Here is a 12,678-nt window from a genome sequence, read left to right on the forward strand (position 1 = left end):
GGGTCAGTTAGTAATGCTTTAACTGACCAGGCCTCATCGCTGGCAAGCCAGCTCCCACAGGGATTGCGGTGTTTTCAGTTCGGGTCAGTTGGCGCGCTTGTCATCGCCAGGCTCGCCGCCGACGTGAACACCGCGATCATCACCGGGTTCGCCCGCGGCATGCAGGCCTCGGTCATCACCGATTTCGCCGGCACGATGTACGCCATGGTCGTCACCGATTTCACCAGCGCGATGTACACCGTGGTCATCGCCGACCTCTCCGGACCGATGCACACCATGGTCGTCGCCGGGTTCAGAATGCGTGCCGCTGCGACCGGATGACGCCGTGTTGCCGGAGTGGCCCGAGCCGTGGTCACTGCCGCTGTGGCCACTGTTGCCACCGCCGCCACTGCCACTGTTGCCGCCACTGCCGCTGCCGCCGTGACCACCACCATTGCCACCGCTGCCGCCGCCACCTCCATTACCGCCGCCACCACCTCCGCTGCCGCCGCCTCCATTGCCGCCGCCCCCGCCGTTACCACCTCCACCTCCACCCCCACCGTTTCCACCGCCGCCTCCGCCACTACCTCCACCACCGCCGCCACCACCACTTCCCCCATCCTTGGCCTGAACACTCGACACCCCGGACAGGCTGTCCGGAATCAGTACGGTAGACGCCGACAGGACTGCGCCGATGGCCATTGCGAGCACGAGCTTTTGAATGTGCATATCGTTCTCCGTCTTTGTTGTCTTGATTGGGAACGTGGATGTGGCTTGTTGCGTGTGATCCGACCCGTTCCCGAGGTCAGTGGATACTCGAAGCCAGTTCGAAGATCGGGATGTACATCAGGATCACGATCACCCCGATCAACAGGCCGATGAAAGTCATGAGCAGCGGTTCGAACAACCGCACGAACCACTCGATCCAGCGGCTGATTTCCTCGTCGTAGAAATCGGCGCTGCGTTCCATCATTTGCCCGAGGTTGCCGGACTGCTCGCCAGCGCGCAGCAGGCGCAGGGACACGGGCGTCACCAGCCGGTTGAGCTCAAGGGCAGTGGACAACGATTGCCCCTCGCGCACCCGCTCGCAGGCCTGGTCCAGCCGCGCTCGCGAGGCCACGGTGAGCAGGCCGCGCACCATGCCCATGGCGGTCACCAGCGGAATCCCGCCTTGCAGCAGAATCCCCAGTGACCGGTAAAACCGCGCCAGTTCATACATGAAAATCCGCTGGTGTACGGCGGGCAGTTTCTCCACCAGCCGATCCAGCCCACGGCGAAACGCCGGTTGTTTCTGCAGCACGGCGAGGGCGATGACGATTGTCGCCAACAGGCCGAAAAACTCACCCTGATGCGCATGCAAAAACATGCCGCTGCTCATCAGGATCTGCGACAGCCACGGCAGGTTCGAGCCCAGCCCTTCGAACACCAGGCTGAAGCGCGGCACCACGTAGCCCATCAAAAACAGCACCACGCCACCGCCGACCACCAACAACAAAAGCGGGTAGATCGAGGCGCTGACGATCTTCTGCCGCACTTCGTCCATGCGCTGGCGATAGCTCACGTAACGGCCCAGCGCATCGCCGACCGCGCCGGTCTTCTCGCTGGACTGTACCAGCGCAACGTACAACGGCGGGAACACCGCCGACAACTGGCCGAGCGCCTGGGAGAAGGATTTGCCCTCGTACAGCAGCCGCACCAGCTCGCTCAAGGTTTTGCGGGCGGCGGGGGCGGTTTCTTTTTCGGCCAGGCTTTCCAGCGCATCGATCAGCGGCAGGCCGGCGTTGAGCAGGGTGGTCAGTTCCTGGCTGAACAGCACCAGGTTGAAAGTTTCACGCTTGCTCAGGCGCAACGAACGCCAGTGCCTCTCGGCGTGCAGGCTGACCACGCGCAAGCCCTGATCCTCGGCAATGCGCCGCGCCTCGCTCTGACCCGGCGCCTCGACGCTCAGCGACACCACCCCGGCCTTGCCCACTGCTTTGAGTTGAAATCGCATGCCGTGTGCTCCGCTTATTGCCAGTTGGTGACTTCGGCGTTTTCGCCATCGCCGCCGGGCTGGCCGTCCTTGCCCATTGAGAGCAGGTCGTACTCGCTGTTTTCGCCGGGATAGCGGTAGGTGTAGTTACGCCCCCACGGATCCTGCGGCAGTTTTTTCTGCAAGTACGGGCCCGTCCATTTGGCTTCGTCGCTCGGTGCGGTCACCAACGCCTGCAAGCCCTGTTCGGTGGACGGGTAATGGCCGACCTCCAGCCGGTACAGGTCCAGCGCCTTGCTCAGGCCTTCGATCTGCGCCTTGGCAACCTTCACCTCGGAGCGCCCCAGCTGGGCGAAATATTTGGGCGCGACGATCCCGGCCAACAGGCCAAGCACCACCAGCACCACGAGCAGTTCGAGCAGGGTGAAACCGCGTTGGGCACGCGGACGAAAATGCAGCTTCATGATGACCTCCCGTGAGTGGCAGCCGTGTCGCCGAAAGGGCTTATGCAATTGCCATGCTCAGCCCCCGAAAATTCCGGCGGTCAGGCTGAAGCCCTTGTATTACGGGCTTTTCCAGAGTCGGCACAGTGCTTGCGTACGGCTGATCAACGACGGGTCAGTGGGGCATTTCCCCCAATTTTTCGGGGCCTGTCAGGGGAGGCCCAATGATCCATTCATTCACTGCAGGACTGCTCGGCTGCGTGCTGTCGGTCGGTGCCGCGCAAGCCGATGTCTTCGTTTCCATGGACGCCAAGGGCAGCTACGTGCTGTCGAACGTCCACCGTCCCGGACGCACTTACGAGCGGGTGATTCGCGAGGCCGATGCGCCACTGGTCAGCCTTGACCGGCAACCGCAATTGATCGCCAACCAGCCCTACGCCGAGCTGGTGTCAGCGGCGGCCAGCGCCAATCACCTGCCCGAGGCTTTACTGCACGCGGTGATCAAGTCCGAATCCAATTACAACCCCGGCGCCACCTCGCCCAAAGGTGCTGGCGGACTGATGCAATTGATGCCCGACACCGCCCGCGAGCTGGGGGTGAAAGACGTCTACGACCCCAAGGCCAACATCCAGGGCGGGGCCAAATATCTCAAACGCCTGATGACCCTGTTCGACAACGACATTGCTCTGGCCGTAGCGGCCTACAACGCCGGGCCTGACGCGGTGCTCAGCCGCGGCCGGGTGATTCCGCCCTTCGCCGAAACCCAGCGCTATGTCCCGAGCGTGCTGCGTCAGTACCGGCGCCTGCAGGGGCTGGCGGTGGATGCGCCGTTGTAAAGCTTTTTTTGAAAATCCAGCCCCGGCTTTCCCCACTATCGGGGCAAACCGATGGCCCCGGAAAAGTGGGGAATCGGGTGGGGAATATCCCCCGGGTTCTCAAGTGGTTTGTGTAACTGATTGAGATGAAAAGCAATTTTTTGTGGCACGCGGATTGCTCCAAGGGCTTTATCGAGAATCGTTCCCTGTGAGCATCCACTACGAGGTTTCCGATCATGGTTGGCATTCACCACGCACCGCCCCTGTTGAACTGGCTGCTGTTGCTGGTCTCGATGCTCAGCGTCGAACTGGCCAGCGCCGCCGTGCGCTGCGAGCGCAATCTGGTGGCCAATGTAGTCGCCTTCGATCAACCGCTGATGTTCAACCGCCTCGGTGCGCAGAATGCCAACGGCATGATGTACGCCTTGCGCCGCGATGTGGTCGATGAGCATGACGTCTCGCTGGCCTATGGCGGCAGCGCGGTGCCGGGCAAGGTCTCGCTGCGTGCGGACAAGCGTCCACGGCCGCTGGTGCTGCGGGTGGCCGCCGGTGATTGCCTGACGATCAACCTGCAGAACCTGCTCGATTACCAGGCCAACCCGAACAAGCATTTCGAAGGGCCTGAAGGCGAGGAGGGCACCGTGAACCCCGGTGGCGCCGATGCCTTCAAGGTCGACGAGCAGGTCGCCGACCGCCATGTCGGTTTCCAGGTCAACGGCCTGCAAGCGGTGAACAGCATCGACGACATTTCCTCCTACACCGGGCGCAACGCCAACACCCTGGTGCCGCCGGGCGCGAGCCGTTCGTACGTGCTGTACGCCGAGCGCGAAGGGGCGTTTGCCGTCAGCAGCCGTGGCGCGACATTCGGCGGGGAAGGCGCGGCCGGCAACACCGCCAATGGCCTGTTCGGCCAGGTCGTGGTGGTGCCGAAGTCGGGACGCACCTATCGCAACACCCTCACTGAAGAAGAAATGCGTCTGGCGACCACCGGCCGTACACCGGCCGGTCACCCGATCGTCGATTACCACGCCCGCTACCCGCAGCGCGAACCGTGGCTGCGTGAAGGCAAGGCCGGCACGCCGATCATCAGCATGGTCGACGGCAACGAAATCATCTCCAGCGAAAGCGACGCCATCGTCATGGGCAGCAACGCCGATGGCAGTTTTGCGCCCAGCACCTATCCGCTGGAATCTGTAGGCAAACGCAACCCGGCGATCCCCAACCGCCTCGAGCCGTTTCGCGATTTCGCCTCGCAGTTCCAGGACGAAACCGCCGCCACCCAGGCATTCCCCGCCTACTGGGCCGACCCGGTCATGGCCCATGTGCTGGAGCCGACCCGCGACTCGTTCATGATCAACTACGGTTCCGGGGGCATGGGCGCTGAAGTGGTCGCCAACCGCCTCGGCGTAGGGCCGATGCACGATTGCCTGTCGTGCGCCTACGAAGAATTCTTCCTCAGCTCGCACACCGTCGGCGACGTGGCGATGCTGGTGGACGTGCCGGCCAACACCGGGCTTGAGAACATCGCCCCTGGCCAGACACCCAGCGCCGATCAGGTCGGCGTCAAGGCCACCATGGCCCTGTATCCCTCGGAGCCTTCGAACGTCAACCACAGCTACATCGGTGACTTCGTCAAATTCCGCAACACCCATAACGGCCACGAACAGCACATCTTCCACCTGCACGGCCATCAGTGGCTGTTCAACCCCAACGACGACAACTCCGATTACGTCGACGCTCAAGGCATCGGTCCGGGCGCCGGCTATACCTACGAAATCGCCAACGGCGGCTCCGGCAACCGCAACCGGGTGGCCGGCGATGCGATCTATCACTGCCACTTCTACCCGCATTTCGCTCAGGGTATGTGGTCGATGTGGCGGGTGCACGATGTGTTCGAAGAAGGCACCCGGCTGGAAGTCTCGCAACAGGGCGCCGATGGTTATCACAGTGAACCTTACGCCCTGCGCAGCGGTAAACCGGCCGCCGGTGCCCGCGCCTTGCCGGATGGCGAGATCATTGCCGGCACGCCGATTCCTGCCGTCGTGCCGCTGCCCGGCAAAGCCATGGCCCCGATGCCGGGCAAAGTGGTGGTGGTGCCGAAAATCGGTGAAACCCTGGTCGCCGGCCACGATGACGACGATGAGGAAGAAGAGGGCGATGACGACGGCGAACACCACGGCGGTAACGGTGGTTCGCAAGCCATCGGTTCCCTGGCACTGGTTGATCGCAGCGAAGCCAACCGCAACGCCGACGGCAGCCTGAAAAACCCTGGCTATCCGTTCTGGATCGGCGGCATGGAAAGTTCGGTGGGTCAGCGTCCGCCAACCCCACCGCTGGACATGCTCGACGCCGCCACCGCGCAATCCTTGAAAGCCAGCGGCAAAGCGCTGTGGGCCAACCTCGACCCGAATCAGTCCGGCGGCTGGGACGGCGGCTTGCAGCGTCACACCCTCGACGGGGTATCGGCCGGAGGCGAGGCGCACACCGTGACCACCTCGCTGGACTTCTCCAAGGAAGTCACCCGCGCCAAACCGATTTACCTGCCCGAAGAGGGCACTGAAGTGGAACAGGCCGCGATGGCGTTCCACGCGAAAAAGGATCACCCAAGCTTTGCCTTGCTGCCCGGCAACCAGATCGTGGCCAAGGCCTTCCGCACCAACGGTGCCTTGCCGATTGCCGGCGCGCCGTACTACGAACCGTGCATGGACGACCGGCAAAAACGCCTGACCAGCAGCGCCGGCAGCGGTGAATTCGCCAGCGGCGATCGGCTGGACGGCATGTCCTTCGTCGGCGCCTCGACCTTCACCGCCGACCGGCCACGGATCTACAAGGCCGCCAACATCCAGTTCGACGCGGTCTACAACAAGGTCGGTTATCACTTCCCGCAAGCCCGGATTCTGGCGCTGTGGGAAGACGCCTGGCCGGTGATCACCAAGCAGCGTCCGCCAGAGCCGCTGGTGATGCGCATGAACACCTTCGACTGCGTGCAATACCAGCAAACCAACCTGGTGCCTGCCACCTACGAGATGGATGACTATCAGGTGCGCACGCCGACCGACGTGATCGGCCAGCACATTCACCTGCCGAAGTGGGACCTGACGGCTGCCGACGGTTCCTCCAACGGCTGGAACTACGAGGACGGCGTGCTCTCGCCCGGTGCCGTTCAGGAACGCATTCACGCGATTCGTGAATTCAACCAGTGCGAAGGCACCGACCCGCGCGACGGCACCCAGGCCTGCCCGAAAGCCAAGGCGCATCCGTTCTTCGGTCAGTTCGGGCGCAGTGACTGGATGGGCGCGCGCACGGCCATGCAACGCTGGTTCGTCGACCCGGTGGTCAACGCCAAGGGCGTGGATCGGGGGCTGGGCACCATCTTCACCCACGACCACCTCGGCCCATCGACTCACCAGCAGATCGGCCTGTATGCCACGGTGCTGGCGGAACCGGCCGGTTCCACCTGGTTCCACGCCGAAACCGGCGAGCCTCTGTACAGCGGCGCGCGGCAGGACGGCGGGCCGACCTCGTGGCAGGCGGTGATCAACACCGGCGACCTCGACGGCGACGGCAAGAACGACAGCTTCCGTGAGTTCTTCCTCGAATACAGCGACTTCCAACACGCCTATGAAGCCGGTGTGTACGTGGGCGCCGGCCCCAACGGCGTGCCGAATCCGCAAGCCTTCCCGGCCACCGCCGACAGCTTCCGCTACGCGATCAACCCGCCGGTGCGCAACAACGCCAGCACCCTGCTCGAAGGCGTGCTGGAAGTGCAGGGCGGTCAGGTGCCGGGCTGTCCGAGCCGGCCTTGCCCGCAAGCGATCTCCGTGGATGACCCCGGCATGTTCGTCGTCAACTATCGCAACGAGCCGCTGGCCCTGCGGGTTTACGACCCGAACAAGGTCGGCCCGGACGGCAAGCGCGGCATGCAGGCCGACGGCCTCGGCGGCGATCTGGCCTATGCCATGCAAAGCCGTACCGACCGGGCGATCCCGGCGATGAACCTGGCGCCGAACCTGGTGACGGCCGCCACCGGTCCGACTGGCGGCACCACGCTGTTCCCGCCGCACATCAACAAGGGCGGCAGCGAGCCGGGCGATCCGTTCACCCCGATGCTGCGTACCTACACCGGCGACAACGTGCGTCTGCGGGTGCATGCCGGCGGCCACGAGGAAGAGCACAACGTCACCCTGCACGGTGTGAAATGGCTGCAGAGCGGTTCCGGTTTCGGCAACAGCTCCAACTCCGGCTGGCGCGCCTCGCAGATGATCGGCATCTCCGAACAGATGGGCTTCATCGCACCTGTGTCGATGCTGTCCAGCTCTGCGGCGACCACCGGTGACTATCTGTACTCGATGGACGCTTCGATCGAAGGCTACTGGAGCGGGATCTGGGGCGTGATGCGCAACTACACGGCCAAACGCAATGACCTGTTCGCCATCCCCAACAACCCGAGTCCGGCGGGCATGCGCAACACCGTGGCGTTCGAAGGCAGTTGCCCACGGATCAGCGCCAACCCCAACGGCATCGGCACCCGGCCGACGGTGCAGCGCAACTATGAAGTGGTCGCGGCGCTGGCCAACGACATCCTCGGCAATTCGCTGGGCCTGAGCATCGGCGATTCGGCCGGGCTCGGTCAGCATGTCGGCGGGCCGCTGAATCCGGCGGGCGGCACCCTGGTGCTGAACTCGCGCACGGTGAGCATCCCGCAAGTGACCGTGACCGATCCGGAGGACGGCGAGACCATCACCATTGGTGGTCAGAGCGGGCCGCTGCATGATCCGACGGCGATCCTGTACGTGCGCAAATCCGACCTCGATCCGGTCAGCGGCAAGCTCAAACCCGGCATTCCGGTCGAACCGCTGGTGCTGCGCGCAGCGGCCGGGGACTGCATCAACATCACCCTGGAAAACCGTCTGCCGAGCGTGATGCCCGACCTGACTCAGACTGCCGTGATGCAGGGCATCGTCAAACGTGATCGCAACAGCGGCCTGGGCTCGACCACTTTCAGCAACAACCTGATGCGGCCGTCCAGCCACGTGGGTCTGCACGCGCAACTGCTGGCCTATGACATCACCAAGTCCGACGGTGCCAACGTCGGCGCCAACCCGATCCAGACCGTGCCGCCACGGTTGGGCAGCAGCGGCGCCTACCCGACCCGTACCTATCAGTACTACGCCGGGCACCTGGAGCGTGAAGGCAAACCAGTCACGCAACTGGGGCGCAGTGTCGACAACATCAACGCCACGGCCGTGGAGTTCGGTGGCCTGAACTTCACCCCGGCAGATGTGATCAAGCAACCGCAAAAAGGCTTGGGTGGGGCGATGAGCATCCTGCCGATCGGCGCGACCTGGGTCGACGATGCGCGCAAGGTCAACGCCACGGTCACCGCACCGGGGCAGACGACTTACCGCGACTTCGCGATGGTCTGGCACAAGGCGCTGAACACCCGCTGGGCCAATGGCCGGCCGGTCGAAGGCATCGCTGCCGAGGGCTTCGGTGTACCGACCGATCCGCAGGACAACTCGAGCATGGCCATCAACTACAAGACCGAACCGCTGTGGTATCGCTTCGGCCTCGCTCCGGATGCGCCGTTCGGCCATGCCGATGGCGCGGGTTACGGCGACATGACCAACGCACACATGGCCTACAGCAATGCGCTGGTGGGGGGCGATCCGCAGACACCGGTGCTGTATGCCAAACCGGGTCAGCCGTTCCGTACGCACATCCTGATGCCGAGCGGCGGCAGTCGCGGCACGACGTTCCAGCTCGACGGACACGTCTGGTCGCTCAACCCGTTCCAGGCCGAGAAGAGCGACACCGGCGGCTACCCGATGGGCACGCCGGGCGTGGGTTCGGTGCGCTTCGGCTACAACCCGATGTCGATGTACATCGGCGCTCACGAAAGCATCCTGCCGGCGGCGCACTTCAGCTTCATGATCCCGAGCGCCGGGGGCAGCAACGCGATACCGGGGGACTACCTGTTCCGCGATTACGGCGCCTATGGCAACACCTCGGGGCTGTGGGGATTGCTGCGGGTGACCAATGAGCCGGAGCCGGCGCCGCCTGCTCAGTAGCTGGAATGAAATGAGCCTGTAAATGCAAAAACCTGTGGGAGCTGCGGTTCGACGTTTCGACTTGCCAGCGATTGGCAGCAACTCGGTTCTGGATGGTGTGGCTGAAGCCGCCATCGCTGGCAAGCCAGCTCCCACAGGGGACGGCGGTGTTTCGGAAAATGTGTCAGGGGAGAGCGACATGAACAGGATCATCAACATCATCGGCGTCTGCCTGTTGGCAATGGTCGGCGCGCTGCTCACGCTGAGCGAGATTGCCCTGGCGCAAACCGGCGCCGGGCAGGTGCTGACCCGCGACGGCGTGTCGATCGCCTTCGATCTGAAGCCGCTGGCCAGCGACGGTCAGTTGCGTGAGGGCGAGTTCGCCGACGTGCAGTTTCGCGTCACCGACGGTGCGTCCGGCCAGCCGTTGTCCGGTGTGGCGCCGGGGGCGTGGATCGATCCGCAAGCCGTCGCCGCCGATCAGGCCCAGGGCCGTGACCAGAGCTGCAAGTCGCGGGTCGGCACGTTCCTCAAATCCAACATCGGCGCGCGGCCGCTGCTCGACCTCAACAGCTATTTCCTGCTGGTGATGAACCGCGATGCCAGCGTTTCGGTGGTCGATCCGTCAGTCTCGGTCGGCGGTATCACCAGCACCCTGGCGCGGATCGAACTCAAGCAGTCGCCGATGGACTGGGTCACGCCCAGGGACAACAAAAAGGTCTTCGTGTCGATGCCGACGGCGGGGGAAGTGGCGGTGATCGACAGCGAGCAATTCAAGGTGCTCGACTCGGTGGCCGCCGGCAGCCAACCGGTGCGGGTCGCGCTGCAACCGGACGAGCGTCTGCTGTGGGTCGGCAACAACGCGAGCAAGGCTGAAGAGTCCGGCGTTACGGTGATCGACACCCAGAGCCTCAAACCGCTGAAACACCTGGCGACCGGGCGTGGCCACCACGAGATCACGTTCAGCAAGGACAGCCGTTTCGCCTTCGTCAGCAACCGCGACGACGGCACCCTCAGCGTCATCGACGTCGCCAGCCTGAGCCTGGTGCAACAGGTCAAGACCGGCTCCAGCCCGTTGTCGGTGGCGTACTCGCCGCTGTCCGGCGCGGTGTACGTGGCCGACGGCAAGGACGGCACCGTCACCGTGATCGACAGCAACAGCCGCGCCGTACGCCGGGTGATCAAGCTGCAGCAGGGCCTCGGCCCGATGGACTTCAGCGCCGACGGCCGTTTTGGCGTGGTGCTGAACACGCTGGAAAACCGCGCCACGGTGATCGACGCGGCCAACGATTCGGCGATCCATGATCTGGAGGTTTCAGCCGAACCCTATCAAGTGGTGTTCACCCAGGCCTATGCCTACGTGCGCGGACTGGCCTCGCCAAAAGTCACCATGATCAACCTGTCTTCGCTGGGCGAAGGGCGTCAGCCGATTACTCAGGGTTTCGAAGCCGGGCCGCAGCCGCCACGGCTGGCCGGGGATCTGCCGCTGGCGTCGAGCCTCGCGGTATCGCGCGATGACAACGCGGTGTTCGTGGTCAACCCGGTGGACAACACCACCTATTTCTACGCCGAAGGCATGAACGCGCCGATGTCCGGTTACCCCAACCGGGGGCAAATCGCCCGCGCCGCGCTGGTGATCGACCGCAGCCTGCGCGAAGTGTCGCCGGGGCTGTACAGCGCCCGAGTGAAATTGCCGGCGGCGGGGCGCTTCGACGTGGCGTTCCTGCTCAACCAGCCGAACATCATTCATTGCTTCACCGCGCAGGTGGCGTCCGACGGCGCGCCGGAAAAACACCTGGGCGCGGCAAAAGTCGAGTTCTTGTTGGACAAGACCGCCGTGGCCCTCAACGACCCCTACGTGGTGCGCTTTCGCATCGTCCAGGGCAAACAGAAGATCCAGCGCAGCGGCGTGACCGACGTGCAGTTGCGTTACTTCCTCGCGCCGACTTCCCGGCCCCGTGAAGTGGCCGCACGGGAAGTCGCCGACGGCGTGTACGAAGCGCCGGTGACCCTCGACCGCAGCGGCGCCTGGTACCTGCACGTGCGCGCGGCCTCGCTGGGCGCGGGTTTCGACGACAAGACATTTGCCAGTGTCCGGGTGCTGCCCGGCCAGACTCAGTGATGAGGAAAAGACCATGAACCGATTTGCATCCCGTGGCCTGCTGACCCTGTGCCTGTTGGCCGTCGGTATCCAGCAGGCCAGCGCCCACTCGGCGGACGAGCATGCCGGCCACACCGCACCGGCCGCCAACAGCCAGGAGCACGCCCAGGTCAAGTTCGCCGACGTGCCGCTGCTCGACCAGAACGGCAAGACCGTGCACCTGGAACAGGATCTGGTGCACAACAAGATCGTCGTCATGAGTTTCATCTACACCAGCTGCACCACGGTTTGCCCGGTGGTCTCGTCGATCATGGGCAAGGTGCAGAAACAGCTCGGTGCCCGGGTCGGCGCGGAAGTGCAGCTGGTGTCGATCAGCATCGACCCGCAGCGCGACGACCCGAAACGCTTGCAGGATTACGCCCGCACCTTCCAGAAAGGCCCGGGCTGGAGCTGGCTCACCGGTTCGCCGCAATCGATCACCGCCACCCTCAAGGGCCTCGGCAGTTTCAGCGGCGACTTCAAGAATCACCAGCCGCTGATCCTCGTCGGTGACGGCAACAGCCGCCACTGGACGCGCTATTACGGCTTCACCGACCCGGCACTGCTGGCCAAGGAAGTCGAGAAACTCAGCGGCCTGCGCACCCACGCCAAACACACCGCGATTGCCATGGAGCAACAACCATGAGAACCCTGGACTGGATCACCCTGACGGTGTGTTTCTGGATTTTCAGCGCCATGGCCCTGGCCCACGAAGGCCACGAACAACCGGCACCGGCAACGACAACGACCAGCGCTGCGCCCGCACCGGTCAAAGGCACCCACGACGCGAAAACCTGGTTCACCGACACGCCGCTGCTGGATCAGAACGGCGACGTCCAGCGTTTCTACAGCGATGCACTGCACAACCGCGTGGTGCTGCTCAACGTGATTTTCACCAGTTGCAATGACGCCTGCCCGCTGATCACCCGCAAGCTCAAGGAAGTCCGCGAGTTGCTGGGCGACAAGGCCGACGGCATCACCTTCATTTCCCTTACCAGTGATCCGCTGCGCGATACGCCGGCGGTGCTCAAGGCTTACACCTTGAAGCAGGGCGCCGATGACCCTCACTGGCTTTTCCTCACCGGCGACAAGGCGCAGATGGACCTGGTGCTGGGCCGCATCGGTCAGATCGTGCCGACGCCCGAGCAGCACTCGACCCAGTTGATCGTCGGCGATGTGGCCAACAAACGCTGGAGCAAAATCCGTCCCGACGCCCCGGCCGCCGCCATTGCCCAGCGCTTGCAGCTGCTGACAATGCCCGTGGCCGGCCGCTGAGTCC

General features: G+C 64.1%; 8 protein-coding genes. 5 read left to right on the forward strand and 3 right to left on the reverse strand.

The window, feature by feature from the left end:
- Positions 1 to 84: 84 nt before the first annotated feature.
- From GQX66_RS08480 to gspG, 3 genes are all read right to left on the reverse strand, one after another.
- Positions 85 to 708, reverse strand: coding sequence for a hypothetical protein (locus GQX66_RS08480; RefSeq protein ID WP_240868058.1), 624 nt, complete (start codon positions 706 to 708; stop codon positions 85 to 87).
- A 76-nt stretch (positions 709 to 784) separates the two neighbouring features.
- A complete protein-coding gene (locus tag GQX66_RS08485; RefSeq protein ID WP_007956102.1) occupies positions 785 to 1,972 on the reverse strand; it encodes a type II secretion system F family protein in 1,188 nt (395 codons plus the stop codon).
- Positions 1,973 to 1,986: 14 nt separating this feature from the next.
- Positions 1,987 to 2,415, reverse strand: a complete 429-nt coding sequence (gspG, locus tag GQX66_RS08490; RefSeq protein WP_102688630.1) for a type II secretion system major pseudopilin GspG — start codon at positions 2,413 to 2,415, stop codon at positions 1,987 to 1,989.
- A gap of 203 nt (positions 2,416 to 2,618) precedes the next feature.
- Here gspG and GQX66_RS08495 point away from each other — a divergent pair, with 203 nt between their 5' ends.
- From GQX66_RS08495 to GQX66_RS08515, 5 genes are all read left to right on the forward strand, one after another.
- Positions 2,619 to 3,230 carry a lytic transglycosylase domain-containing protein gene (locus GQX66_RS08495; RefSeq protein ID WP_085613420.1) on the forward strand — a complete coding sequence of 204 codons (612 nt, stop codon included), beginning with the start codon at positions 2,619 to 2,621 and terminating at the stop codon, positions 3,228 to 3,230.
- Between the two features lie 215 nt (positions 3,231 to 3,445).
- Positions 3,446 to 9,280 (forward strand): manganese-oxidizing multicopper oxidase MnxG, encoded by a 5,835-nt coding sequence (mnxG, locus tag GQX66_RS08500; RefSeq protein WP_240868061.1) that lies wholly within the window; start codon positions 3,446 to 3,448, stop codon positions 9,278 to 9,280.
- A gap of 178 nt (positions 9,281 to 9,458) precedes the next feature.
- Complete coding sequence (locus GQX66_RS08505) at positions 9,459 to 11,381, forward strand: YncE family protein (protein ID WP_240868064.1); 1,923 nt, start codon at positions 9,459 to 9,461, stop codon at positions 11,379 to 11,381.
- A 13-nt stretch (positions 11,382 to 11,394) separates the two neighbouring features.
- Positions 11,395 to 12,045 carry an SCO family protein gene (locus GQX66_RS08510; RefSeq protein ID WP_007956112.1) on the forward strand — a complete coding sequence of 217 codons (651 nt, stop codon included), beginning with the start codon at positions 11,395 to 11,397 and terminating at the stop codon, positions 12,043 to 12,045.
- A complete protein-coding gene (locus GQX66_RS08515; protein ID WP_085748470.1) occupies positions 12,042 to 12,674 on the forward strand; it encodes an SCO family protein in 633 nt (210 codons plus the stop codon). Before GQX66_RS08510 ends, GQX66_RS08515 begins: the two co-directional genes overlap by 4 nt.
- The last annotated feature ends 4 nt before the right edge of the window (positions 12,675 to 12,678 follow it).

The sequence above is a fragment of the Pseudomonas sp. B707 genome (assembly GCF_022496685.1).
Taxonomy (GTDB): domain Bacteria; phylum Pseudomonadota; class Gammaproteobacteria; order Pseudomonadales; family Pseudomonadaceae; genus Aquipseudomonas; species Aquipseudomonas paraglycinae.

What these genes read in the sequence shown, in the direction of transcription:
- GQX66_RS08515 (WP_085748470.1), top strand. Translation starts at nt 12,042, where the DNA reads ATGAGAACCCTGGACTGGATCACCCTGACGGTGTGTTTCTGGATTTTC.
- GQX66_RS08495 (WP_085613420.1), top strand. Translation starts at nt 2,619, where the DNA reads ATGATCCATTCATTCACTGCAGGACTGCTCGGCTGCGTGCTGTCGGTC.
- GQX66_RS08510 (WP_007956112.1), top strand. Translation starts at nt 11,395, where the DNA reads ATGAACCGATTTGCATCCCGTGGCCTGCTGACCCTGTGCCTGTTGGCC.
- GQX66_RS08485 (WP_007956102.1), bottom strand. Translation starts at nt 1,972, where the DNA reads ATGCGATTTCAACTCAAAGCAGTGGGCAAGGCCGGGGTGGTGTCGCTG.
- GQX66_RS08480 (WP_240868058.1), bottom strand. Translation starts at nt 708, where the DNA reads ATGCACATTCAAAAGCTCGTGCTCGCAATGGCCATCGGCGCAGTCCTG.
- mnxG (WP_240868061.1), top strand. Translation starts at nt 3,446, where the DNA reads ATGGTTGGCATTCACCACGCACCGCCCCTGTTGAACTGGCTGCTGTTG.
- gspG (WP_102688630.1), bottom strand. Translation starts at nt 2,415, where the DNA reads ATGAAGCTGCATTTTCGTCCGCGTGCCCAACGCGGTTTCACCCTGCTC.
- GQX66_RS08505 (WP_240868064.1), top strand. Translation starts at nt 9,459, where the DNA reads ATGAACAGGATCATCAACATCATCGGCGTCTGCCTGTTGGCAATGGTC.